The organism is Brevibacillus brevis, assembly GCF_900637055.1.
Taxonomy (GTDB): Bacteria; Bacillota; Bacilli; order Brevibacillales; family Brevibacillaceae; genus Brevibacillus; species Brevibacillus brevis.
The window spans coordinates 6616985-6640822 of record NZ_LR134338.1; the positions used below are offsets into that span (position 1 = coordinate 6616985).

At 46.8% G+C, this 23838-nt stretch carries 26 protein-coding genes; 2 read left to right on the top strand and 24 right to left on the bottom strand.

Going from position 1 to position 23838, the window contains the following annotated elements:
* Nucleotides 1-7: 7 nt before the first annotated feature.
* From EL268_RS31935 to EL268_RS32000, 14 genes are all read right to left on the bottom strand, one after another.
* Entirely contained in the window at nucleotides 8-1225 is a 1218-nt protein-coding gene (locus EL268_RS31935; RefSeq protein WP_106657696.1) for an integrase, read from the bottom strand.
* A 10-nt stretch (nucleotides 1226-1235) separates the two neighbouring features.
* Nucleotides 1236-1541 carry a helix-turn-helix domain-containing protein gene (locus tag EL268_RS31940; protein ID WP_106657695.1) on the bottom strand — a complete coding sequence of 102 codons (306 nt, stop codon included), beginning with the start codon at nucleotides 1539-1541 and terminating at the stop codon, nucleotides 1236-1238.
* On the bottom strand, nucleotides 1504-2625 hold the full coding sequence (locus EL268_RS31945) for a tyrosine-type recombinase/integrase (RefSeq protein ID WP_106657694.1): 1122 nt from the start codon (nucleotides 2623-2625) through the stop codon (nucleotides 1504-1506). Before EL268_RS31945 ends, EL268_RS31940 begins: the two co-directional genes overlap by 38 nt.
* Nucleotides 2626-2691: 66 nt before the next feature.
* Nucleotides 2692-3192, bottom strand: a complete 501-nt coding sequence (locus tag EL268_RS31950) for a JAB domain-containing protein (RefSeq protein WP_115984519.1) — start codon at nucleotides 3190-3192, stop codon at nucleotides 2692-2694.
* Nucleotides 3179-3598, bottom strand: coding sequence for a hypothetical protein (locus EL268_RS31955; protein ID WP_106656829.1), 420 nt, complete (start codon nucleotides 3596-3598; stop codon nucleotides 3179-3181). Before EL268_RS31955 ends, EL268_RS31950 begins: the two co-directional genes overlap by 14 nt.
* A gap of 399 nt (nucleotides 3599-3997) precedes the next feature.
* Nucleotides 3998-6316 carry a hypothetical protein gene (locus tag EL268_RS31960; RefSeq protein ID WP_106656830.1) on the bottom strand — a complete coding sequence of 773 codons (2319 nt, stop codon included), beginning with the start codon at nucleotides 6314-6316 and terminating at the stop codon, nucleotides 3998-4000.
* The gene (locus tag EL268_RS31965; protein WP_106656831.1) at nucleotides 6304-6861 is read right to left on the bottom strand and encodes a bifunctional DNA primase/polymerase; all 558 of its coding nucleotides are present in this window, start codon (nucleotides 6859-6861) and stop codon (nucleotides 6304-6306) included. Before EL268_RS31965 ends, EL268_RS31960 begins: the two co-directional genes overlap by 13 nt.
* A 49-nt stretch (nucleotides 6862-6910) precedes the next feature.
* On the bottom strand, nucleotides 6911-7414 hold the full coding sequence (locus EL268_RS31970) for a hypothetical protein (protein WP_106656832.1): 504 nt from the start codon (nucleotides 7412-7414) through the stop codon (nucleotides 6911-6913).
* Between the two features lie 141 nt (nucleotides 7415-7555).
* Nucleotides 7556-7987, bottom strand: coding sequence for a hypothetical protein (locus tag EL268_RS31975; RefSeq protein ID WP_106656833.1), 432 nt, complete (start codon nucleotides 7985-7987; stop codon nucleotides 7556-7558).
* A 45-nt stretch (nucleotides 7988-8032) separates the two neighbouring features.
* Nucleotides 8033-8371 (bottom strand): hypothetical protein, encoded by a 339-nt coding sequence (locus tag EL268_RS31980; protein WP_106656834.1) that lies wholly within the window; start codon nucleotides 8369-8371, stop codon nucleotides 8033-8035.
* A 127-nt stretch (nucleotides 8372-8498) separates the two neighbouring features.
* Nucleotides 8499-9176 (bottom strand): hypothetical protein, encoded by a 678-nt coding sequence (locus EL268_RS31985; protein WP_106656835.1) that lies wholly within the window; start codon nucleotides 9174-9176, stop codon nucleotides 8499-8501.
* Between the two features lie 60 nt (nucleotides 9177-9236).
* The gene (gene rlmH / locus EL268_RS31990) at nucleotides 9237-9716 is read right to left on the bottom strand and encodes a 23S rRNA (pseudouridine(1915)-N(3))-methyltransferase RlmH (RefSeq protein ID WP_106656836.1); all 480 of its coding nucleotides are present in this window, start codon (nucleotides 9714-9716) and stop codon (nucleotides 9237-9239) included.
* Nucleotides 9717-9720: 4 nt separating this feature from the next.
* Entirely contained in the window at nucleotides 9721-9963 is a 243-nt protein-coding gene (locus tag EL268_RS31995; RefSeq protein ID WP_106656837.1) for a CxxH/CxxC protein, read from the bottom strand.
* A 570-nt stretch (nucleotides 9964-10533) separates the two neighbouring features.
* Nucleotides 10534-11769 carry a S1C family serine protease gene (locus EL268_RS32000; protein WP_106656838.1) on the bottom strand — a complete coding sequence of 412 codons (1236 nt, stop codon included), beginning with the start codon at nucleotides 11767-11769 and terminating at the stop codon, nucleotides 10534-10536.
* 279 nt (nucleotides 11770-12048) lie between these two features.
* On the opposite strand from EL268_RS32000, the gene EL268_RS32005 reads away from it, so the two are divergent.
* Nucleotides 12049-12285 carry a hypothetical protein gene (locus EL268_RS32005; RefSeq protein ID WP_106656839.1) on the top strand — a complete coding sequence of 79 codons (237 nt, stop codon included), beginning with the start codon at nucleotides 12049-12051 and terminating at the stop codon, nucleotides 12283-12285.
* Here the strand turns inward: EL268_RS32005 and EL268_RS32010 are convergent.
* From EL268_RS32010 to EL268_RS32035, 6 genes are all read right to left on the bottom strand, one after another.
* Nucleotides 12280-13068, bottom strand: a complete 789-nt coding sequence (locus EL268_RS32010; protein ID WP_047070261.1) for an MBL fold metallo-hydrolase — start codon at nucleotides 13066-13068, stop codon at nucleotides 12280-12282. The genes EL268_RS32005 and EL268_RS32010 overlap by 6 nt on opposite strands.
* Before the next feature lie 46 nt (nucleotides 13069-13114).
* On the bottom strand, nucleotides 13115-13888 hold the full coding sequence (locus EL268_RS32015; protein ID WP_106656840.1) for a two-component system regulatory protein YycI: 774 nt from the start codon (nucleotides 13886-13888) through the stop codon (nucleotides 13115-13117).
* Nucleotides 13875-15257, bottom strand: coding sequence for a YycH family regulatory protein (locus EL268_RS32020; RefSeq protein ID WP_106656841.1), 1383 nt, complete (start codon nucleotides 15255-15257; stop codon nucleotides 13875-13877). The genes EL268_RS32015 and EL268_RS32020 overlap by 14 nt, the downstream gene beginning before the upstream one ends.
* Nucleotides 15254-17077 carry a cell wall metabolism sensor histidine kinase WalK gene (gene walK, locus EL268_RS32025; RefSeq protein WP_106656842.1) on the bottom strand — a complete coding sequence of 608 codons (1824 nt, stop codon included), beginning with the start codon at nucleotides 17075-17077 and terminating at the stop codon, nucleotides 15254-15256. Before walK ends, EL268_RS32020 begins: the two co-directional genes overlap by 4 nt.
* Nucleotides 17074-17784 (bottom strand): response regulator YycF, encoded by a 711-nt coding sequence (gene yycF, locus EL268_RS32030; RefSeq protein ID WP_047070265.1) that lies wholly within the window; start codon nucleotides 17782-17784, stop codon nucleotides 17074-17076. The genes walK and yycF overlap by 4 nt, the downstream gene beginning before the upstream one ends.
* Nucleotides 17785-17991: 207 nt before the next feature.
* The gene (locus EL268_RS32035; RefSeq protein WP_106656844.1) at nucleotides 17992-19488 is read right to left on the bottom strand and encodes a LysM peptidoglycan-binding domain-containing M23 family metallopeptidase; all 1497 of its coding nucleotides are present in this window, start codon (nucleotides 19486-19488) and stop codon (nucleotides 17992-17994) included.
* A 173-nt stretch (nucleotides 19489-19661) separates the two neighbouring features.
* On the opposite strand from EL268_RS32035, the gene EL268_RS32040 reads away from it, so the two are divergent.
* Entirely contained in the window at nucleotides 19662-20117 is a 456-nt protein-coding gene (locus tag EL268_RS32040) for a hypothetical protein (protein WP_106656845.1), read from the top strand.
* A 66-nt stretch (nucleotides 20118-20183) separates the two neighbouring features.
* On the opposite strand, the gene EL268_RS32045 is transcribed toward EL268_RS32040, so the two are convergent.
* The 4 genes from EL268_RS32045 to rplI all read right to left on the bottom strand — a co-directional run bounded on the left by EL268_RS32045 (nucleotide 20184) and on the right by rplI (nucleotide 23815).
* Complete coding sequence (locus tag EL268_RS32045; protein WP_020477510.1) at nucleotides 20184-20399, bottom strand: hypothetical protein; 216 nt, start codon at nucleotides 20397-20399, stop codon at nucleotides 20184-20186.
* Nucleotides 20400-20529: 130 nt separating this feature from the next.
* Nucleotides 20530-21816: an adenylosuccinate synthase gene (locus tag EL268_RS32050; protein ID WP_106656846.1), complete on the bottom strand. Its 1287-nt coding sequence runs from the start codon at nucleotides 21814-21816 to the stop codon at nucleotides 20530-20532.
* A gap of 181 nt (nucleotides 21817-21997) precedes the next feature.
* Entirely contained in the window at nucleotides 21998-23347 is a 1350-nt protein-coding gene (dnaB, locus tag EL268_RS32055; RefSeq protein ID WP_047070269.1) for a replicative DNA helicase, read from the bottom strand.
* Between the two features lie 24 nt (nucleotides 23348-23371).
* The gene (gene rplI / locus EL268_RS32060; RefSeq protein WP_047070270.1) at nucleotides 23372-23815 is read right to left on the bottom strand and encodes a 50S ribosomal protein L9; all 444 of its coding nucleotides are present in this window, start codon (nucleotides 23813-23815) and stop codon (nucleotides 23372-23374) included.
* Nucleotides 23816-23838: the final 23 nt, after the last annotated feature.

A 23838-nucleotide genomic window follows, 5' to 3' on the forward strand; every position in this document is an offset into this window, starting at 1 on the left:
CCCGTTCCTATTTCCGCTGATTTCCTATTTCTTCTTCCAGCAAATATTCCTCAAACTTTCCATAGCGTGCTGATTGGGTCATCGACAACCCGAATGCATCGATTAACATTTGTGATCCAAATTCAGCTGCAATTGCATTGAAACAGGTTATCCGCAGTGTTTTAGGAGTGTAACCCGTGAGGGTCCTGACCTTATCCAATACGAATTTTTTACTTACTGGTTTGTCCTCATATAACCCGCTATTATCCTTGCTAAGAAATAGATACTTTTTTTGCGATGAGTTTCTTATCTCAGCACGGTACTTAGCATATTCGTTTAAGAGGCCTAAATCTTCGGCCGCTAAGAACAAAGCCGGCCTTCCAAGTATATTGATCTTCTTACAATCCAAATCAACATCAGCAATAGTGATCATTCTTATCTGTTCACTACTTAAGCCATGAAATAAGCAAAAGCTGCTCAGTATACTACCCACCGGATCTTCAATTGCCTTTGAACTTATGGTCTGAGCAATATGAACCTGCTCTTCTAACGTTAAAAAATGTGCCTCGTTTGCAGGCAGCTCTCTTGCAGGGAAATCCATGATTGGTACATGAACGATCAGTCTCTTCTTTTTCGCAAACCTGAACAGCATGTGGAGATCTTTTCGAACTATCTCCCGGTGCCTCTGAGTAAGTGTTAACAAGAATGTGTGGACATGATGCTCCTGTACAAGGTCCCAAGAACTAACCTCTGGGTAAAATTCAACTACCCAATATACAAAACGATTGAATATAGTAAGGTCACTCAGAATTGTTTTAAGAGATAGTGGCTTCCTCTCGTTGTTACTTATCTGCCTTTGCCTTAGCTTCTTCCGATCATTACAGTACACTTCTAAGAGGCGGCGATATCCCTTCGGGCATCTATCTAATGCGCTACTAATTTGCTTTTCGAGTTGAGCATCTTGTGTAACGACTGAAAGGATATTTTGTTGCTCCAGAAAAATTCGTAAGCTCTTTCCTATACCTCTTTGATGTGCCAGTTCACTAAGAGTTCGGGCAAACCATTCCTCTGTCAGCTCACCGGGTTTTCCTAACTCATTATCAACCCTCTGAAAAACGATTCTGGCCTTAGAGGTATATCGTTTGACCGTATCAGATCCAACTCCAGAACCCCGTACGAAGTCAACATAGCTAAAAAACAAGTCTTCAGCCCATTTTTGATGAAAAGCGTTTAGATTACAGTCCATTTTCATCACCTTAAATTGGCGGAAGCTTATCTATCATTGAATCGTTCACAGCTTTGGATAAAGTGATTTTGGTACCTTCTGATTTAATGAAAGTCGGGGTGTGCTTCCACAGATCGCTCGGCGAGCACTCCAAAACTGTACATAGTGCGTCCATTGTCTCAGCCTTTACCTGCTTTGGTTCGCCAGTCATAAGGCCACTAATTGCTGGAGCAGAAAGACTATATCCCGTTTTTGCCTTCAATAATCTTCCGAGTTCAGACCCTGACCAAATACCCCGATCAGCCATTACCTTCCTCAGTCTCCATTCCAGAGCCATCAGCTACACCCCCTTTTTCTTTTCCATAATCAGCAAGTTGTTTCCGCCACTTTTCTTGTGCCATTCTTACTCTTGTTTCAAGAAAATTAGATCCTGGTGTTGAATAGGTAAATGTAGTTGCGATATCTACATGACCAAGCAATGTTTTTAACGTAATAAGGTCAACGCCCAGTTCTGTTTGGCGAGTCGCAAATGAATGACGCAGCTGGTGTGGACTAAAAATCTCATCTTCGTTAAAGCCCAATTCGATTTGTCGTCTTCTTAAATTACCACGAGCTGAATCACGACCTAATCTTCTACCGTTTTCAGAGAGAAATAATGGGCCAGGTCCATCTGCAAATAAAGGGCGTACTCTGACCAAGTACCACTTGAGTAATTCTTCAACACCGTCGAGTAAAGGAACCCATCTATGTTTGTAACCAGTACCTTTAGATCCTTTGCCAAAACGAACATGTAACTTCCCTTTATCCCCGAGGTCAAAACGACAGTCTTTTACATCTAACATCACAGCTTCAAATATTCTAAGACCAGTCAGTTCCAGCATCCTAAAAAGGACATAGTCTCTTGCATAAGTAGAATACTTTCTTGCTGTTTGCATTTTTTCTTTTAAGCCATCCCAAAAGCGTAAAAGGATAATTGGATCAGGAGGGATTACCTTCCCTTCATTATCATCCTTTCTATGGTGATGACGGTTAAATTTATCGAGTACCGTTGGTACGGGCACCCTATATTTTTCCCAAATCTCATGACTATGTCTTGACCTCAGATAGTCGAGAAACGTTGTTATGTTCGATTGGTATTTTCTTCTCGTTGAATATGCCAGCCCTCGACCTACTAACCCCAAATAAAAGTGATCAACATCTTTAGCAGTGACTTCCCATATGAATTTACCAGCGCCATCAACAAATTCGTTAATGTTCCGTATGTTAAGAGCAATAGATGCCTCAGTGTAACCTAACACTTTTTGTTGTTGCTCCCACATACCTATTAATTTGGCTTGATAAATCACTGATTCCTCATAAGTTATTGCCTTAATATCTTCTTTAGCAAAATTGGTCACGGCTAAATATGGTCTGTCTATCATCTGGCAACCTCTCCAATTAAGTGCTAGTTAATATTATTAACCAACACTTAATATAACAGAGATGTTTTAAGATATAAACATTTTCTTTCTCCGATGATTATGAATCAGAGCAACAGAACTAGCCAGGAGCCGAACAGCAGGCGAAAAGATTTCTCTTGGTGTGATTACCGTTGCGTTTATCGTTCCTTGTGTAATGGTCTCCATGTGCAAGAGTCTGTTTTTGGTATTGAAATACATTACACGAAATTGCTCAACTCGTAGCAGTTGCATATCTGAAACGAGATCCATAATGTCTTTGGGTGATCGTACAAAGATTTTTGTCTTCTGTTCTCCTTGTATGATTCGGAATACCAGTTCAGCAATTGCCTTTAGCTGGAATGCCTTTGTCTTCCCGATCCCTGGAATTTGTTCGAGTTCCTGCTGATAGGTGTTTAGAAACACTTCTTTTAGATTGCCGTACTTTTCGAGCAGGTATTGTGCCGATGTCTCGGAAACAATGGATGCAAGCAGTTGGTCATCGCGCAGTTGAGAGTAGCAGTGTTCTTTGGTAGCCCTATTGCATTTCAACAGCCGTCACCATCCTCTCGTTCTGACTGACATGTGCTTGCAGCCATGCTTCCGTTTCTACGTCATGGATTCCGACCAGCGAATAAAACAACATCATAAAATCATGGTCGTAAAGGACACCGATCCGGTAGATGATCTGGTTGCCTGCTTCAACCAGTTCCACAAACTCTGGCATGGTTTGGCGTAAGCCATAGCGGAGACCGACTGGCTGCAGGTTGTTATCACCCGCTTCAACGACGACCATGTAGCCATCTTTGGCAAGAGACCAGTCATCTAGTGCTTCGTCACATCCAAGTGCATGATAAAGGCCGAGAAATTCCTCTTCCAAGTAGTTCATGTAGTCGAGTGGCAATGCATTTGACTGACGCAAAATGGTGATGTCAGCATTTGTCATGATGATTTTCAATGAAATCCCCCCTGTTCCGGTGTTAGAACCAGATTCAAGGAAATATTAAATATTTGAATTTTCTTTCGTTTCGATTTCCACCGAATATGTCTAATTGATAAATCACTTTATTCCACTGGCTTTTTGAACAGTCCATCGCGCCCCCACAAACTTCCCCTTAGCCGGTGGCTCAATCCCCCGCAAGTGACCCCACAACTTCTTGTCGCACATGCCCTTGTATGGAAAGCCCCCGCTTCCCCCTGTCTTGGCGTAGAGAAGGCCGTTTTTTTGTGTCTGGGAGACAGAAGGCAGGTGGGGGAGAATTTTATTTTTATTCTTTTTCTCACGGGGGCAAAGGGGGCAGCGTTCGCCGCAACCCTTGTCCCGCTTGGAGAGAGCAGTGCACCCGAATCACGATTTTTAGGGGGTGCTTCCCCCGTTTTCGGGGTCAAGATCCAGCTCGAACACCTGTGGCTTCGGCTCGGGCCGTTTTCGTATTCGGGCTTCCGATTCGTCTGACCCCCGCAGAAATTCCGCTTTCACCCAAAGTTTTCGCGATCGGTTTCCTTCAATCACTTTCTTACGGAGATTATGCTTACGTTCCTTCCCGTTTTCCTTGCAGGTTTCCGTCACGCTTATCTCTTCCTCGGCCAACTGTTTCCACAAAGTTAGGCTTGTAACAGGGAAGTGTGTTCCTTGTTGTGTGAGAAAGCGGCTGACAGCGTTGTAAAGTACGTCCGGCAGGAAGTAGAAGTGGTTGCTATCATGCCAACCCACGTGAGTCCCATTTTTAGGCACCTCACCATGAACTGAGGTTTTTACACTCATGGTATAGATCGTACGATTCGCCAGCAGTTCCGCCACGATGTTGACAAAACGGGTAGTGGCCTTGACCTCCGCCACTTGCTGACCTTGCTCGCTTGCCGTACCAAGGAACATTTCCCATGCTTCACTTAACAGTTCTTCTTTTCCCTCCGGCTCGATTGCTTTTACGCTTACGGCGTACTCAAGTCCAAAAAAAAGACCGAGGTATAACCACGCTGCAGCTTCCATCAGTCTGCCATGAACTGCAAGACGAGATGCTTCATTTCTTTTCTCGCTGAAAATCTCAGTCAGTCGTCGGTCGTTCCCTTCAGCCATGGCTTGCCCGAGCCACTCAAGGTAGCCAACCATGGCTTGGCTCAGCTTTTGTGTTTGGTGCTGGGCTTCTGTCAGCTTGCCGAGATCGACGTCGGTGGGACCTAGCTGTACGGGGAAAAGTCGGGCAACGCTGGAGCCTCCATCGAGAACATCCTCGGCTGTGATGATCGCCATTCCGCGTGGTGGAAAATCTTGCCTCAATGTGGTGTCCTGCCGCATGCGTCCCCGCCCTATTCGATCGCCGTATGCTCTTAAAAGCTGCTGTGCCAACTGCTCCATCGCTTTGGCTTCCTTGGGTGATCCTGTAGGATGGTAATCGTCGATTAGGAGCAAAGAGTCTTTTGTTGCGAAAGTACGTTTCTCCATTGAATTGATAGTGTCCTTAAAGCTGGCAGGAGGATGTTCCAAAAGGTTACCGAAATGGCTTAGGTACAGTTTAGAGAGAGTCGTTTTACGCGATCCGGTGTAACCGTGAAGCCAGATAAGAAACTTTGGTTCTAAGTGAACTTGCCGTAGCCATTCGCATAGTGGAGAAAGAAATACTAACCCCCATAGTGCAAGCGTTGTCCTTTTCGGGGCAATATCCAAGAGTTTCAGACTTGCCTTCATCGCCTCTGTCTTATCGCCAGAGAGTTCTGGTAAGACGTAGTTTTTCAGCCTCGGATCCAACTCCACCTTGACATTCGATGCTCCGACCGCCCCTCCAGCGTGCAGATATTTCCAACCTTCGTCGAGCTTCACCCAACCGAGATGGGCAAAAATGCGCTCCTCTGTCGCTCCTTTCGCCGTCGATTGGATGGCGTGGCGAACGGTATCCCTCACTTTGGGTCCGGGCAGAATGTTCGGTTCCGGTCCCCACAAAGCCAGCCATTTCATATTTTCGAATTCGCTGGCGGCCACGAGAATAGGAGGTAGTTTTTTGCCGCTGGACAAGATGACACCTTCTATTTCGTAGAACCTCTGACTTTCTGCTCCGTCGTCCTTTTTGGTATTCTTATTGATCCAGGCAAAAAAGTTAGCAAGAGGAATGTCGTCTCTGTTGCCGCTCTTATCAACATAGAAAAGGCTCAGGTTATTTTCCTGTACGACGTACCGCTCCGGAAGAAGATTCACCTTCTCCATAATCTTCGCAGACAGTTGAGTAAAACGTTTCACACTACGATTTGAAACAAACGACGCCGGAGAATTGATAATCTCACCGTTCACATTTTTACGAATAGCACCGCAACATTGCTGTATCTGCTTTGCATCGCAACCAAAAGTGGTGCACCTGGTTGGCCCACTGTTTGCATCCTCACCAGTAGCTCTCATTTGATGGATTCGCTGTTCGCTCCGCTCGTCGTGCTTGGAAGAAGCTCGTGAGAACTCCAAGGCTTCATCCTGAAAACCTGCGTTAGCCAACAACGCAACCCAGCGGAACCACGATTCCTCGTCGAGTCCTACTGAACGCTGCTTTTCCAAGGCTTCTGCAAATCGGGCACAGTGTTCCCCGAGTTTATTGAAAAGGGAGCTATCCGATTGGTTAGCGTTTCGCACTGGATTGTTCTTTGACATGCGTTTTAGCATCCAATTGGGCGCTGCTGGCATCAAAACTCCCATGGAGTATGCCCTCCTTTCCACTCGTATAAGTCCCCGTTAGCGTGTCGGGAAGGAGGCAGTACCGTTTGATTCCCGTCCCCGAGCAAAGCACATTCCTCGTGTAGCTTTTCAGGATGGCTTTTTGAGTATTTGGAAACCTTGTTGTCTGAGAGGACGGCGTACATGAGCCGTCTTCCCCCGCCAGGAGTCGAGAACTCGCAGGTCTCGGGCAGATCGCCTTCACTCCACTCCTTCAACAGATCTTCTCCGTACTCTCCATCCACGTCGATTGCGACGATGCCGGAACGGGAACCAAGAACCAGCCCGACGTTCATGGAAGGCCAAATCCGTGCCCATTCTTCTATCTTTTCGTCATCAGGTACTAATGCGTTTGGCCAGTCTTGGATGAGCGGTGTTTTGCCAGGTTTGCTGCAATTCTTGCGATGATGTTCGCTCATACCACTGTGGTCGTTCGAACAAAGCGGGATAACTGGCCAACCTAGCCTAGCGTAAGCTTTCATTGCTTCTGGAACATTGCTGTATGGAAGTATGGATTTTTTAGTCATTCAAACCACCTGCTTTAGAAATGTCATATATGGTCTCCCCTGTACGGGTTTACTCAGCTTGGTCATGGTTGTCCAGTTCGGTGTCGATACCGTTAGAATGTTCCTGCTTTTTGAGAGCGATAAAAGCTACCAATTGATCGCCAATGTTTAAGTATGTCGTTTCTGGAAAAGAAACGCTGCTCTTGTCGCTAAAATCAAGGGCGAAAAGATCGGTTAGCTCTTCGACCAGCTCTGTGGAATAAATTACGCCTTTTTTACCATTTTTTCGTAAGTTAAAGGCTGTTATATCGTCAGGAAGTCCGTTGCCGATGGCAATACCTTCATCGTTGATTGCAATCTGCACTGCGTCATCCGCACCGATCACTTCGAGCAGCTCGTCTGCAATCATGAGGCGCTTGCCGTTCTTGGCTGTGTTTACGATCGTGAGCTTACTAGTACTGCCAACAGCTTTTGGTGAGGGCTTGCTTTTTGTTGCTCGGAAGTTTAACGCACTGTAGTCTGCTTGCTCTACGGATGTCTGCTGATTGTTTTCTGGTTTCTTTGCATTCATCATTATTTGGATTCTCCTCCAACATAAGTATTGAAAGCTTCGCAACTGTTTACGAGATCTACCTCACCTAGGTTAGGCACTCCCCGCTGTGACCAGCATTTTAGTAGAAAAAATTTTGGACTTTTTTCCTGCTACATTGGCTTACTATTCTACAAGGGGCGTATCAAGCTGGTCGATTAGAAACTCTATTTGGAAATTTGAAACTCCCAACTCTGTTAATCTGGCAGCAATCTCCGGTCCCAAAAAACTGTTAGCTATATAGGCAACATCGTCTACTGTTACGACGAACGGGCCCTCATCAGCCTCACATCCAAAAATGACTTGACCATCGACTCTCTTTACCCCAGTAACCCCAGTTGTTGACTGCTTTATGTTCTCAAAAAGGATCTCACGTTCACTTTCATTATCTGGGTTCGGCACAATCACATTGTAATACGGCATAAAAAACGAGAACTCGTCGATGTACTCAAAACCCAAGCCGAAGTGAAATTTTGCTTTATGACTACCAAGTAGAACATTGATAATATTTTCTGTGGCCTGCACACCATACTGTTTAAGAAGAACTCTGAGTTTCATTGTAAATTCGCTCCTTATGTTTTCTGGCGGTATTGCTTGATCCTTCTAGTGGCAATTACACATCGGAATCAAGTCGAGTGAGTAATATCGTGCAAACCAGTTCTTCTTGAAGCCCTTATTGATCTGATCTACACACCGATCTACCTCATCCTGTGTTTGAAACATAATCGGCTTCGGCAATACCCATTCGGCTTGTACACCTCTGGATGTAAGGCAAACCAGGTTTGGTTTCGGCTTTAGTTTTTTTACATCTTTTAGCATCTTGTGATAGATGTAAGCCTGAATGACTTTCGGATCCTCTCTTTCGAGTAATCCTTTTTCAAATCTGATATTGCCTTCATGGAACGTAGCCTTGTAGCCTACAAATGTAGTTGAGGTCGGCATAACGAGCAACCATCCTTTCGTTTATTGTTGTCTACGCTTTTCATTATGCCTTCATGTGGTGAACCTGCTCGACGACATAAAATCATAAATTATGTCGTCAATTTGCAAAAAAATACCCCCGATGAGATCACTCATCGGGGGTGTCCGGTCCTTCTATATCTGCTAGCAATTCTTCAAGCTCATTACGATGTTGCTGTATTTCATCCAATTCTGTACGTATTTGTTTTTCATATTTAGCGAAAACTTCTTGTTGTATTTCATTTAAAATATGTAATTGATGTATATATGGATAATCGTGTATCATCTTCACAATAGTATGTAATGTCGAACTAATGTTGTAGTAGCATACCAATAGAGAATAACTTAAGTTCTCGTCTAGTTCTAAAAGGAATGATCTCCTTTCTTCTTCATTCATTTCTCCTGATGTATGCTTCATCATCTGATTAAAGAATATAAACATATCCTCAACTTCAATTGTGTCTTCTTTCCCCTGAGCTATTTTCTTTAGATAGCTGTCTTTACGACTCAATTCTAGAGAAATTGCACTCACAATCGCTTCTTTTTCTACTTCAAATGCATATTGCTCATTTTCATCTTTTGCTTTGCCTTCTCCCAATCCAATATAGTATAGGAGACTTTCAAACAAGCGTTCTAACTGACGAGAAGACAATGCCTTCCCGTCTTGTGATTCATCAATTAATTTATTGTGTACCTTCTTGGCTATCTTTGAATAAGTAATCATCCCTTTATTAGGTCGTTTAAATTGTCTTTTACCTGGGTTTTTATTATTGTCTTGAACACTCATCTTCAGCTTCTCCCGTATTTAATCTAATTAACTGGCCCGTTATTCGAAAAAAATTATCCGTCACTTATGGTACGGTTCCCCCCGACTAATCCGAAACGCCCGATAAACCTGCTCCAGCAGCACCAACCTCACCAACTGATGCGGAAACGTCATCTTCGAAAACGACAGCAACGCATCCGCCCGCTTCAACACCTGATCAGCCAACCCCAACGACCCACCTATCACAAACGCCACCTGACTGCGTCCATGCAAAGCCAGCTTGTCCATCTCCGCAGACAGCTTCTCCGACGACCACATTTGTCCATCAATCGCCAGCGCAATCACATACTGATCCTGCTTGATCTGCGCCAGGATGCGCTCGCCTTCCTTGCGCTTCACCTGCTCCATCTCCGCCGCGCTCATCTCTTCCGGCGCCTTTTCATCATTGACCTCTATCACTTGCAGCTTGCAGTAAGCAGACAGGCGCTTGCTGTATTCATCAATGCCCTCACGCAAATACTTCTCCTTCAGCTTCCCTACCGTAACAATCGAAATTTGCATGATCCTACATTCCCTTCTCTTTCAAAAGCGCAATCTGCCCAGGCTCTCCACATTCCCGACAACGCTTGTCTACTCCATCACCCTCAATCGCCTGTACCGCATACGTATCCGGCGCCGCCTCAAAATCATTTACGTAATCATCCAACTCCTGCTCCAAATGCTCCATGCAAGCAAACCGCACCGGATACTCCACCAATAACTCAACTTCTTTGCCTTCTATTTGTAAGCTTTTCATCTTCATGTCCATATCAAATTTCCTCTTTTCCGTTCAATAATGTCGCTTCCTATTCTACCCCAGAACAGCAACAAAACAAATGAATCCACCAAAAAGGCCTCGATGAGTTTCCAAACATAATCCTCTGTATTTTATAGCTTTTGTTTTTTAACCTTCGACGGACAGTTAAAGCTTTAGAGAGAAAAAAGAAGAAAAAAGCGAAAGTCTTTGGGATACCAACCGAAGCGTAATGGAAAAAGTGAAACTGCCTTTAGCGTCCACCTCTGAGATACTGCGCAGCTGCGCGACTTTGGACGCGGGTTTCTTTTTTTACATGGAGCTGGGCAGAACCGCCTCCCGGCAGGTAGCCCAAGAACTTGAGCGTTTTCTTCTTTTTTCTCTCCTCCATCAAAGTCCGGTCGACCAACATAAAAAAGAGAGCGCCGTATCAGCTCGGCGCTCTTAAGAAGGGATCTATTTAAAAATAGATAGAGGGGGGAACTTCAGATACTGCATATATGCAAACGGGACAAAATGCATCCCGGAATTGCCCGTCAAAGTTTGTTTCCTTCACATGCCTGCCCACAAAATGGTCAGTACTTCTTACTGCTGTGGCGGTGCGGTCAGCTTCACTTTGGCAGTCTTCTGGATACCGTCACGATAGTACGTAACGTCCATCGTATCGCCCGGCTTTTTGTTCATCATCAAATACTTGCGCAGCTGAGCGCTGTTGGAAATGTCCTTGTTGTCCAGCTTGACGATGACATCGAATTGTCTCAAGCCTGCTTCACCCGCAGGAGAGAATTTGCCTACCTCTGTTTGCACGACGACGCCGGCTTTCACGCTGTCAGGCAGATTCAAGGTTTCTTTCCATTCGTAGCGCGGCACATTGGCCAAGTCGAGTGGCTGCACACCGAGGTAAGAACGTTCCAGTGTGCCTTTTTCCATCAGCTGATCCACGATCACTTTGACATCATTGATCGGGAGGGCAAAGCCTAACCCTTCGACACCTGCTTTGGAAATTTTCAGGGTGTTAATCCCGATGACCTGACCCTCGATGTTCACGAGAGCACCACCGCTGTTACCAGGGTTGATCGCTGCGTCTGTTTGAATGACATCCAGCTCCCAGTCATCCTGACCATCTTCGTTAAAGTCCATTGGCATGGAGCGTTCCTTGGAACTGATGATGCCTTGAGTTACGGTCCGGGAGAACTGCATGCCCAGCGGGTTCCCGATGGCAATGGCCGGTTCGCCCACCTGCAAGGTAGAAGAATCACCAAACTCAGCAACGTCCGTAACCTTGGAGGCGTCGATTTCCAGTACGGCCAGATCGTTGTAACCATCGGCGCCGACCACTTTCGCCGATACTTTTTCACCTGTTGGCAGGGCAACCTCCAGCTTTTGCGCCTTATCGATTACGTGGTAGTTGGTAACGATGTAGGCTTTTCCGCCCTTTTTCTCAAAGATGACACCAGAACCTTGGCCCTGCTCGACATCCATCGTATTCTGCATCCAACTGTTTCTGCGCTGACCGATGTTGATGACACCAACAATCGCATTTTCTACCTGTTTCACGGCTTCTACTGTACCCGATCCCACACTTACAGATACTGGCTTAGCAAACAGGCTAGAAGCGGAGGAATTGCTGCTGCTTAGCGCATTTTCTGTTCCAGGCTCAACCATATTAATATATCCCGCATTGGAGAGAGTCGGCAGCGTGAGCAGGACGACCATCCCCCCAATTACCGCGGACGTTACCGACGTCACGACCATACGTCCAATGTTAGAACCGCGTTGTTTTTTTCGCTCCACGTGAGTTAAATCATCATAAAAACCCATGATTCATACTCTCCTTTCTAACTTCTACCATTACTAGCTTTGCAGGTTTTTCATGCTCGTATACACAATGACATGCGCCGTAATTGGTTTGCATGATGGATTCGTTGATGTCTGTTTCCTTTTGACACCCTTAGTATACGACCCGCTTTCGGCAAAATGGCGTGAGAATTATGGAAAGGTTGTGGAATAGAAAAAAGCTCCCGGAATATTTCTCCGAGAGCACGGATATGATAGATTAAAAGCTTTTCCTGACAAACCAAATAGAAAGGATTGATAGACTTGAAAGAAGTCCACCTCATCGCCAAGCTTGCCGACCTACAGGAAGTAGACTACCACAATACGCTTGTCCTGCATGCCCTTATCGAGCTGCTAGTAGCCAAAGGACTGCTGACACATGACGAGCTGACTGCCAAAGTGAATGAGCTCGATACACAATTGACCTTTCAACTCGATACGTACTCTAAGCTCACAGAGCGCATCGCCAGTCGTCAAGCGGGGATCAAACCAATCTTATAGCTCTTCCAGCTTGGTAGGTCGATCCGGGTACGTATCGCGCAGATGCACATCGTCACCAACAGACAGCCCCCGCTCCTCCAAGATGTTTTTGACCGTCAGTCGAGCCAAATCAATCATGTTGTTTTCCTTACTCAAGTGGGCGAGGTATACGCGTTCTGCCCCCCCTGTCAAACAATCGAGCAAAGCATCGCCCGCCGCTTCATTGGACAAGTGCCCGACATCACTCAAGATACGTCGCTTGATGCTCCATGGATACTGGGACATGCGCAGCAGCTCAACGTCATGATTGGACTCGAACACATACGCATCTGCTCCACGGATCGTCTCCTTGATCCGATCGCTGACATACCCCAGGTCAGTCGCGACACTGAGCTTTTTCTTGCCGTGATAAAAACAGAAGCCCATCGGCTCGGCGGCATCATGCGAGATTCCGAATGACTCGATGCCCAAGTCCTCCAACTCTTTCTTTTCCCCCACAGAAAAGAAGCGTCGCTGATCTTCTTTGATCGTCCCGATTTGCCCATCCAGCTCCGACCATGTCTTTTCATTGGCGTAAATCGGCAATCCATATCGCCGCGCCATGACGCCGACTCCTTTAATATGGTCGACGTGCTCATGGGTGACGAGAATGGCACTCAGCTCCGCTGGATTGACGCCAATGGTCTCCAGTGCCGCTTCTGCCTGCTTTCCTGTAATGCCTACATCGATCAATACAGAAATACGGTCTGTTGCCACGTAAATGGCGTTGCCCGTACTCCCGCTTGCCAACACACTAAATCTCACCGAACATCCCTCTTCCCGTATCTTTCCAGGCTGTCTATCTATTTATTCAGCGCTGCGTTACCATCGGACGCTCCAGCGCTCCTGTAATCGCGTTGACAAAATGCCATTTGCCATCGTGAACCACGCGCCATACAGGCACCAGCGTCTGAATATCCGCATCGTAAGAACCGTAATAACCCAGGCTCACATTCTCAATCCTTTCTCCTGGTGAAATGATTTGCTTGTCCACCAGAGAGCGTAGTGCCGCATAACCAGAGATCACCTGTCGTTCCCCCTGCTGCTTGCGAAGGTGGAAAAAGGTCTGCCTGTAGCCAAGTATTGTTCCGTTGTCCAAATACATTTCCAACGGCGCGACGAATACTGGCATTTTATCATAGACCTGCCAATACAAGAGCCGCGCTTGATTCGATTGATACGGATCGGCTACGTATTGATCGGAATAAATCAGCCTCGGCCCAATTTGACGCAAGAGCTCCTGAGGATTCAGTTGACCACGAATCTGCATCGGTGGGTCCAGCTTGGCAGCCAGTGCCATCTTTTCTACCGTCGCCTGAAGTCCTGATATCTCATGCAAGGAAATCGGATTAATTCCGATATACTCCGCATCCAAATTGGACATTTCCGGTGTATCCTGCGGCACTTCTGTATCCAATGTGATATTTTGCTGATTCAAGTACAGCTCTGTATTCCATTTCTCGCTCTGCGCGACTTCCTTGTCATTCCACAGGCTAATGCGCGTCACGTACACCTGATACAGGAGAAACAAATCGAGGAGTAGAAAGGCCCAGATCAGAATCGTCTTCGTCCTACTCCAATCCATGCGCCTTCCCTCCTCCCTGTTTGGTGTGCGCAGAAATATACAGGTTCGCCTGATTCGCCAATTCCACAACCCAGATTGGCATCAGATCCACGTATCCTTCGCCTACTTTGGTCTGGTAAGCCAAATAAGCGTTGGTGATTTTTTCTGTGTCCGCCAGCTTTTTGTCGCGGATATATTGATACAGCTCCGGGCCAGACATAACCGTCCACTCTTTGTTATCGATATACTTGTCCAAATCCAGCAGCGATCGGCTCATCGTCACAACCTGACCTGCTTCTGAGGTAATTTGGATCGTATCGATTTGCTTGTCCTCCCCGACACTGATCAAGGGATACGCCCCCAAGTACTGGCGGAACGTGATCAAGTCTTTTTCATTGTAGCTCTTCTTGATTCGTTCAAAATGGTAGTCATCAAGCCAGCCCAAGTGCTTATTCATGAAGGTAACGGCACTCTGCACTTTTTCTTCATCAGACAGCTCCTGATCCCGCTGTTGATACGCCGGATCAGTAAACGTGAACGCCTGCTGCTCCGATCTTAATTGAATCGATCTGCTGCCATCTGTAAAAATAACCGTTTTGTCCCGCTCCATGATTTGTCTGACGAGCGATTGATCGATAAAGTAGGACTCGATCAGTCTATCGTTCGTAACAGGTAAATAGCTGTAACGGAATTGCTGCATGCGCATCTGATTCTTGGGCAAATAATAGGTGTTCCATATCGGTACAGGCCCTTCCATATCTACGAAACTTCGCTCTGGTTTGACGATTTTCATGATTTGCTCAGGCATTAAATCACCAGAAGCCAAATACGATTCACGCAAATCCTTGGGGCTGATCGACGTTCGAGAACGCATCATTCGACCTTCCTCAGTCGACAAAAATAACGCGTAGACGACATCCTCGTCCTTCTCGTAGTACAACCACAATCGGTCAATCCCTTTCATTCGGTTGTCAAACTCATCCCGAAAGGTTACCAGCCGACCTACAATTGACAAGGGAACCGTGCTCCGAAAGCGCACTTCCAAACCCATCTTTTCCCGGGCAATATCTTCCCATTTCTCATTGGAGATGGTGAGCGGAGAAAAATCGAGGAAGATCCATTTCGACATTTCTCGCACGATCAAACTGTAAGGAGCATCGGTTGCGGATGCTTTCGTATGGCGATCTTCCCCATAGTGAAAAACAACGGATTCCGGCGTAACGAGCTGTTCGAGTTGTTTTTCCTGAACGGGCTTTGACTGCGTATACTCTGCCGGCTCAATAAATTGAAGGTTGGGTTGATTCGACCACAACATCGCTGTCAAAACAAAGCTGGCTAGCACTAGCAGATTGAGTAAGACGGTCTTGGCAGGCTCTAGCATCCGCTTCATCCCGTTTTTCCTCCTTGGGCAAATGGCACCCAGAACGTGACTGTCGTTCCCACGTTCCATTCGCTCGTAATCTCGATATCTGCACCGTGTGCCTGTACTAATTCGCGGGCAATCGCCAATCCCAGGCCTGTTCCACCCTGACCGCGCGAACGCGCCTTGTCTACGCGGTAGAAGCGCTCAAAGATTCGCTTCAAATCGCGGCTGGGAATACCGATTCCTGTGTCGGTAATGGAGATTTGCACTCGCTTTTGCTTGTGGTTCTCTTTTGCCATGAGAACCACGGTGCCTCCTTGAGGCGTATACTTGATCGCATTGGACAAAAGATTATCCAGTACTTGATTGATCGCATCCAAATCAATATAAACCGGCGGAAGCTTGCTCGGCATATCCAGACTAAGCTGAACCTCCTGTTGCTCACTGAACATGGAAAAACGATCGGCAGCATAACGCAACAATCGATTGATGTCCGCTTCCTTGCAATGCAGTCGAACTCCCTGTGAATCAAAACGCGATAGCTGCAACAAATCGTTTACCAAGCGAATCATGCGCTCTGTCTCCGACGAAGTAACCTTCAAGAACCGTTGGGACAGCTCTGGCTCTTCCACTGCGCCATCCAGCAGCGCTTCCACGTAGCTTTTAATGGTCGTCAGCGGTGTCCGCAGCTCATGCGATACATTCGCTACGAATTCGCGACGCTGCTGCTCCAGTCGCTGCTGCTCTGTCACATCTGCTACGACAGCGATGATCCCACCCATTTTTTTGCTATCGTGCTGTAAGGGCGTAAACGTCACACGCAGGATCACTTCTTCCTTATTCGGCAGCGTCATCTCAATGATAAGCGGTTCTTCCTGCGCATAGAGCGACATCTCATCCTCTGGCGGCAGACCCAATAGATCGTACAAGGTACGTCTCTTGAGAAGGACGTCAGCCATCGTCACCTGCAACATATCTTCTGCCGCCCGATTAAACAGGATGATCTGTCCATTGCGGTTAGCGGCAATGACACCGTCCGTCATGTTGCTCAAGATTCCCGCGAGCTTCTCACGTTCTTCCTCTTGCTGCAAGATGGCTTCCTGCAAACGCAAGGTCATATGATTAAAGGCCATACCGAGCTGGCCTATTTCATCATCGCTATAGACACGTACACTACTGTTAAAATCCCCATCTGCTACCAATCGTGCCTGACGGGTCATCTCCTTCACAGGCTTGGTGATGGTGCGCGCCAACACGACCCCGAGCACCGCCGTAATGACCATTGCGATCATCGTACCTGTCCCCAAGATGCCGTTCATTTTACCAATCGTCGCATAAGTGCCTTCCATCGAAGCGATCATGTAGACGGCACCGTATACGATCTGATCGCCCTTAACAGGTAGTGCCAATACTTTCACCCGCGCCCCCGTCTTCGGGTCGATCCGCATCGATTCACTGCGCGTCCCGAGCAGGGCAACCGTCACTTCAGGCTGCGAGGTCCGCTGTCCAATTGTACTTTTGTCCTCCGTCGTCGCAACCACCGTTCTTGTCTGATCGATGACCTGTACATTCGCTCCATTGATTTTTACCAGGTTGTTGATCAGGTTATCGATGTCCAGGCGGTTTTGTTCGGCGTTTGATTCCTTCCCGTCATGCGGACGTAAATCGTTTTCCAGCAAACTCGCTAACAAACTGGCTTGTCCATTCAAGGCCTCGGAAAAGTTGTTGATGTAGTAGCTCTCGACTTCCCGGGCAAAATAGGCGCTAATAAATTGCATCGCAAGCAAAATCAACAGCATGTAAATGATGACCATTTTCCACTGAACGGTTTTGAACAGCCGCCTCATCCAGGCTGGCCTCCCATGCCGGGATTGCGTAATGTATAGCCCAAACCACGCCGCGTGATAATGTACTTCGGCTGGCTTGGATCATCCTCGATTTTTTCCCGCAAACGACGGATGGTCACATCTACCGTCCGCACATCGCCAAAATAGTCAAATCCCCAGACCGACTGCAGGAGATGCTCTCGCGTCAATACTTGGCCCTGATGGCGAGCGAGGTACACCAGCAGCTCAAACTCACGGTGCGTCAGCTCTAATGCTTCTCCCACCTTTTCGACGGTATACGAGTTCAAATCGATTTCCAGCTCATGCACACGCAGTACATGCTGGCTATCCTTCTCTTCCACTTTCGGGCGGTTACGACGCAAATGGGCCTTTACACGGGCTACCAGCTCACGCGTACTAAATGGCTTCGTCACGTAATCGTCCGCGCCCAATTCCAGTCCGAGTACTTTATCCAATTCAGAGTCTTTGGCGGTCAGCATGATGATCGGAACATCATACGTTTGACGAACGGTTCGGCATACGTCCATTCCGTCTCTGCCTGGAAGCATAACATCCAATAAAATCAGATCCGGTCGTTCATCCTTGACCACGACAAGTGCCTCATCACCATCGTAGGCGCATACGACCTGATATCCTTCTTTTTCAAACGTGAATTTCAAAATATCTGCAATCGGTTTTTCATCGTCAACTACGAGGAGTTTTGCCATCCTGCGCCCTCCTTTTTCTAAAAGTACGTGTTCCAACAGTCGCCTGTTTCCTCTTAAACTGCCTCTTCAAGGATTCCACTTCGACTATCACTATTCCTCTACAATACACCATGTACGCCATGTAAAGAAGGGCTTGGCATTCAATCCCTGCCAGCAAAAAAAGGGCCCCTCCTAAGAGTTGCCCTTTCTCATCCAGAAATTACTAGTCTAATTTAAGTAACGAATCGGGTTCTGGTTTCGTCCATTTTGTATAACCTCAAAATGCAGGTGGACGCCGGTCGATTGTCCAGTCGAACCCTTTACGCCGATTTTCTTTCCTTGGCTAACGACATCGCCGACTTTCACACTAATTGTGCTCATGTGACCGTACAATGTCTTCATTCCATTGCCGTGGTCGATGATAACCGATTTTCCATAGTCACCATTCCAACCAGCGAATGTGACACGTCCATTGTCTGCCGCCATGACAGAACCAGAACCGGCAATATCAATTCCTTTATGCATGCTGCCCCAGCGCTTGCCGAAGCCGCTGCTGATATATCCGCTAGCAGGCCAGCTCAAACGGCCTGTACCGCGCGATGGGATAACTTTTGTACCGCGCTCCATAATTTTGGTTACAGGCTGCACAGTTACATCTTGTTTGATGACTTTGCGATTGACTACTTGTCCATTTTCTTTCAAAACTTCGTACTTAACTGTTTTACTGCCGTTTTTACCTTCTTGTACGACTTTTGTTTCGCCTTTAGGAATCTTGTCATTGTTATTAATTTGGGTATTAAAAGCAATAACCTCTTGCTGATCCACTTCTTCTTTGACTTGTACAGTAACCAGCGGACGCACTGCGGTTACATTGATTTCTTGTCCCAATTGAAGGACGGTATTTTCCGTAACACCTGGGTTGTTGGCGTAAATATCCTTTGATGTAATGCCGTATTTCTTCGCGATGCAACCGATGCAATCGCCTTCTACGACCGTGTGCTTCATATCCTTGAAGGTGCCTTTTACCAGCAACTCCTCGAGTTTATCGGCAGACAAAATTTGAGATGCATCGACTGTTTCGGTTTGCATCTCTACGTTTTCTTTAAATGCGACTTCTTTTACCGGATTCGGTTTGACTGGGACTGTGGATGCTGCTGCTACAACAGCCTTTTTCCCTGTCGTTGCAGGAACTCCGGAATATTTTTGCTTCACTTCAGCCAGTACTTGATCAGCCGCTTGCTGGTCTGGCAGGTACCCTACTACTTTGCCGTCAATCGTCAGCTTAACGCCCTGAACCTTGAGATCCGCTACGGATGCCAGAGCTTGCACAGCGGCATCGTTATTGAACGGTGCCTTGAATTCACGCTCTTCTTCAAATGTGATATAGTCAGCCATTTGCAAGTTAAGGCCTGTTTTTGCCTTTTCCTCTTCCAGCTTGGCTGCTGTCCAGTTATGAATCACATTTGGATCGTTTACCACGCCAATCTCTTTGCCGTTCACACTGACATGGTAGACAGAATTGACATTGCTTGTGTAATAGTATTGTGCAGAAGCTCCAGCAGCAATCGTCAAAACTAGACCTGCCGCAACTGATAGCGATTGTTTTTTATGCGACTGGATGTAAGAGCTTGTACGTTTCATTGTACGTTTCGCCAGATCACTGCAATCTCGAACGATTCGTGATGACCGTTCCTGCAGCTTGGCCTTCCATTCTGACCAATGCATAACTTGTCCCTCCTGAAAACAGATACAACTTGCTCGTTCCATTTCCTGAAAATTTTTAATATATTGACTAGGTCGAATAACCCATAATTTAGTTTCCATTTATCTGCCAAATTGCCTAAAGAAACCAACTATGTCGACTTTACCATAAGATTAACGACAACATCAAGTGTAAATTGCTGTCGAATAAAAAAATAGACGTAGAGTCACTATATGTACAAACAATTGGTAGCATTTATCATATCTGGAGGCTGATATGCGTGAAGGAACGTAACATTCTTGCAGGATTTCACACCGAAGAGGATGCCAAAAAGGCAGAAAAAGCACTTCGACAAGCTGGTTTTTCCATCATTCAGATCGACAGAATCGGACAATTCCCTGGTGACGGGAATGAACAGATCCTGAATCCCATATCCGGAGATTTTCCCAGCTTGGGTAACCTTACACTGGCAGCTGACTTCCCAAGCGGCAGGGATGCAAGTGTCATGGCAGCAGTAGATCCTGACGCCAGCGGCATGGCAGACCGGGGCGATGACAATTTGAATCGCAGTGTCTTGTTAACGGCAGTCGTACCAGAGGAACAAGGTGATCTTGCGACTGAGATCATCCGTTCGTATGGAGGCATGATCTAAAATAAATATAGCCATCTTCCTAAATGACTAGGAAAGATGGCTTATTTCGTTATGGGCATCGGGGACTCACACCTCTTGCATCGAGGTAACGTCTTTTAACGCAAGTCTGCGTATTTTCGTTTTCTCGGCGTCGTTTTGTTGTTTGTATGTGGTGATAAAGCATAGGTAGCCATTGTTGAAATGAGTCATGGTTCCCTTGATGACGACGCCATTGATCATTTTCACCTGTACATTTTTGCCCAGCAGCTTCATGGCCTTTTGGTCAAATCCAAAACCCATCATCATGATCACCTCTCCATTTCTCCCTATGTCTATCCATATGCCCAGAGGGAGTCGTTTCGTGTCTGTCCTTTGAAAAAAAAGAAAAGCTGCCGAATACTCGACAGCTTTCTTCTATTATATAGTCGGTAGCTTATCCGTAAATGCCACGAACAACGACGGTTTGTTCACGATCTGGTCCTACGGAGAAGATCGACATTGGAATACCAGTCAGTTGCGTGATGCGCTCAATGTAGTGACGAGCGTTTTCTGGCAAGTCGTTCAGATTGCGAACGCCTGTGATATCCTCTGTCCAACCTGGCAGCTCCTCATAAACTGGCTCGCATTTCGCCAGCAGGTTGAGGTTTGCCGGGAACGACTCGATGATTTCTCCATTGTATTTGTACGCTGTGCAAATACGCAGTGTCTCGATGCCAGACAATGTATCCAGCTTGGTGATCGCCAAACCGGTGATACCGCTGACACGACGAGCATGACGAACGACTACACTGTCGAACCAGCCTACACGACGTGGACGCCCTGTTGTTGTACCATATTCAAAACCAACCTCACGAATATGGTCGCCAGTTACATCATTCAGCTCAGTCAGGAACGGACCGTCACCTACACGCGTCGTGTAAGCTTTTGCAACCCCGATTACTTGGTGGATCTTGGTTGGTCCTACACCGGAACCGATAGTCACGCCACCCGCAATCGGGTTGGAGGACGTTACGTACGGATACGTACCTTGGTCAATATCGAGCAATACGCCTTGTGCGCCCTCAAACAATACGCGGTTGCCGTTATCAATGGAATCATTGAGGACAACAGATGTATCGGTTACGTAAGGACGAATGATTTCTGCCAGAGCCAAGTATTCATCCAGAATTTCTTGAAGCTCAAAGCCAGTTGTGTTGTACAGCTTCTCCAGCAGCAAGTTCTTCTCTGCCAGGTTGCGCTCGAGCTTGCGAGCAAACTCATCGCGATCCAACAAATCAGCGATACGAATACCGATACGCGCAGCTTTATCCATGTATGCAGGTCCGATACCTTTACGGGTCGTACCAATTTTGTTAGCACCGCGGCTATCTTCCTCTACGCCATCCAGCTTGATGTGGTACGGCAGAATCACATGCGCGCGATCACTGATTTTCAAATTGCTTGTAGAAAAACCGAAGCTGTGAATGTACTCCAGCTCTTTTACCAATGCCTTCGGATCGATTACCATACCGTTTCCGATTACGCAGGTCTTGTCACTATAAAAAATTCCGGATGGAATCAAATGCAGCTTATACTTATTACCATCAAAAATAATGGTATGGCCTGCGTTGTTACCGCCTTGATAACGAGCCACTACCTCTGCACTTTCAGCTAGATAGTCTGTAATTTTACCTTTACCTTCATCGCCCCACTGGGTTCCGACGACAACGACAGTTGACATCGAAAAACACCTCCTGATATTATCATGTCTTTTCGGGCCTGAAACAATCTAAGTTTACTAAACGAGACTCCCCATGTCAACGCTAAATACGAACATTCATATAGTGAATACTTAATATGTTCGGCAATTCAATATAGAAAAAAAAGCCGGAATTTCTCCGGCTTTTCTTCCATTCCAACTATTAACCTGCTTGATTTCGAAAGCGATGATCCAAGTTGACGAATTTGTTGAATTCTTTCAGGAACGCCAACTCCACCGTTCCGGTCGGGCCGTTACGCTGTTTGGCGATAATGACTTCGATGACATTCTTGTTTTCTGTTTCCTTGTCATAGTAGTCATCACGGTACAAGAAGGCAACGATATCGGCATCCTGCTCAATCGACCCGGACTCACGGATATCGGACATCATCGGTCGCTTGTCCTGCCGTTGCTCTACACCACGGCTCAACTGCGACAAAGCGATAACCGGCACGTTCAGCTCACGCGCGATCCCTTTTAGCGTACGAGAGATCTCAGATACTTCCTGCTGACGGTTATCTCCTTTGCCTCGTCCATGAATCAGCTGAAGGTAATCGATCAGGATCAGGCCCAAGCCCTTCTCGGTTTGAAGACGACGACATTTCGCCCGAATGTCCTGTACCGTAACCCCGGGTGAATCGTCGATGTAAATCGGCGCTTTCGCCAGCGTACCGATTGCCATTGTCAGCTTTTGCCAATCGTCTTCCTCCAGTGTACCGGAACGCATCCGGGACGCATCCAGATTGCCCTCCGCACAAATCATACGCTGAACCAGCTGAGAAGCACCCATCTCCAAGGAGAAGATAGCTACGGTCTCACCTGCACGGGCTGCTACGTTTTGCGCGAGATTCAAGGCAAAAGCCGTCTTCCCTACGGAAGGACGGGCTGCCAAGATAATCAGGTCACTGCGCTGCAATCCAGCTGTCATCTTGTCCAAATCGGTATATCCCGTAGAAATCCCCGTAATATCACCGCGTCGCTGACTCAAAAACTCAATCCGCTCGTACGTTTCCAGAAGGGCATCCCGAATCGGTGTAAAACCGCCACTGTTGCGATTTTGACCGATCTCCATGATGTACTTCTCCGCATCCGCGATGATCTGCGTGACATCATCTTCACGGGAGTATCCGTCATTGGCAATCTTGGTAGCTGTATGAATCAATCGCCGAAGCAGCGATTTTTCTTCTACAATTTTTGCGTAGTATTCGATGTTGGCAGCCGTTGGAACTGAGCTGGCGATTTCCGTGAGATACGTAACGCCGCCGACTTCATCCAGCAGCTTGTGGTCCTGAAGATCTGCTGTAACAGTAACCAGATCGACAGGTTCGCCTTTTTCATACAGGTCCACCATCGTTTGAAAGATGCGCTGATGCGCTGTCTTGTAAAAATCCTCCGGACGGAGAATCTCAATGGCCGTGATTAAAGCTTCCTTAGACAAGAACACGGCACCCAGTACCGATTGTTCCGCTTCCTTGTTCTGTGGCGGCACACGATCCAAAAACAGGTCGCTCACGTCACACCCCCCACAATTGAGACATTATTCTTCCACAACGTGTACTTTCAGCGTCACGGTTACTTCGTTGTGCAGTTTCACTTTGATTTGCGTCACGCCCAAAGCACGGATGGCATCCATTTCGAGCTTACGCTTGTCTACTTTGATTTTAAACTGATCTTCCAGCGCTTGCGCTACTTGTTTGCTGGAAATGGCACCGAACAAGCGACCACCTTCGCCTGCTTTTCCTGCTACTTTCACTGTCAGCTCTTCCAGCTTTTTGCCGAGCTCCTGAGCATCCAGCTTTTCTTGCTCCTTGCGCTTATCTTCGCTGCGCTTTTGAGCGTCGAGCGTTTTCACGTTGCTATCTGTCGCTTCTTTTACCAGTTTCTTTGGCAACAAGAAGTTGCGTACATAGCCCTCTGACAAATCCTTGATTTCGCCTTTTTTCCCTTGGCCTTTTACATCTTGAAGAAAAATGACTTTCATCATCGTTTCCCCCTTTATATTTT

Coding starts and splice junctions, on each gene's coding strand:
- EL268_RS31935 (WP_106657696.1), bottom strand. CDS start 1,225: ATGGACTGTAATCTAAACGCTTTTCATCAAAAATGGGCTGAAGACTTG.
- EL268_RS31940 (WP_106657695.1), bottom strand. CDS start 1,541: ATGGCTCTGGAATGGAGACTGAGGAAGGTAATGGCTGATCGGGGTATT.
- EL268_RS31945 (WP_106657694.1), bottom strand. CDS start 2,625: ATGATAGACAGACCATATTTAGCCGTGACCAATTTTGCTAAAGAAGAT.
- EL268_RS31960 (WP_106656830.1), bottom strand. CDS start 6,316: ATGGGAGTTTTGATGCCAGCAGCGCCCAATTGGATGCTAAAACGCATG.
- EL268_RS31965 (WP_106656831.1), bottom strand. CDS start 6,861: ATGACTAAAAAATCCATACTTCCATACAGCAATGTTCCAGAAGCAATG.
- EL268_RS31970 (WP_106656832.1), bottom strand. CDS start 7,414: ATGATGAATGCAAAGAAACCAGAAAACAATCAGCAGACATCCGTAGAG.
- EL268_RS31975 (WP_106656833.1), bottom strand. CDS start 7,987: ATGAAACTCAGAGTTCTTCTTAAACAGTATGGTGTGCAGGCCACAGAA.
- EL268_RS31980 (WP_106656834.1), bottom strand. CDS start 8,371: ATGCCGACCTCAACTACATTTGTAGGCTACAAGGCTACGTTCCATGAA.
- EL268_RS31985 (WP_106656835.1), bottom strand. CDS start 9,176: ATGAGTGTTCAAGACAATAATAAAAACCCAGGTAAAAGACAATTTAAA.
- rlmH (WP_106656836.1), bottom strand. CDS start 9,716: ATGCAAATTTCGATTGTTACGGTAGGGAAGCTGAAGGAGAAGTATTTG.
- EL268_RS31995 (WP_106656837.1), bottom strand. CDS start 9,963: ATGGACATGAAGATGAAAAGCTTACAAATAGAAGGCAAAGAAGTTGAG.
- EL268_RS32000 (WP_106656838.1), bottom strand. CDS start 11,769: ATGGGTTTTTATGATGATTTAACTCACGTGGAGCGAAAAAAACAACGC.
- EL268_RS32015 (WP_106656840.1), bottom strand. CDS start 13,888: ATGGATTGGAGTAGGACGAAGACGATTCTGATCTGGGCCTTTCTACTC.
- EL268_RS32020 (WP_106656841.1), bottom strand. CDS start 15,257: ATGAAGCGGATGCTAGAGCCTGCCAAGACCGTCTTACTCAATCTGCTA.
- walK (WP_106656842.1), bottom strand. CDS start 17,077: ATGAGGCGGCTGTTCAAAACCGTTCAGTGGAAAATGGTCATCATTTAC.
- yycF (WP_047070265.1), bottom strand. CDS start 17,784: ATGGCAAAACTCCTCGTAGTTGACGATGAAAAACCGATTGCAGATATT.
- EL268_RS32035 (WP_106656844.1), bottom strand. CDS start 19,488: ATGCATTGGTCAGAATGGAAGGCCAAGCTGCAGGAACGGTCATCACGA.
- EL268_RS32045 (WP_020477510.1), bottom strand. CDS start 20,399: ATGATGGGTTTTGGATTTGACCAAAAGGCCATGAAGCTGCTGGGCAAA.
- EL268_RS32050 (WP_106656846.1), bottom strand. CDS start 21,816: ATGTCAACTGTCGTTGTCGTCGGAACCCAGTGGGGCGATGAAGGTAAA.
- rplI (WP_047070270.1), bottom strand. CDS start 23,815: ATGAAAGTCATTTTTCTTCAAGATGTAAAAGGCCAAGGGAAAAAAGGC.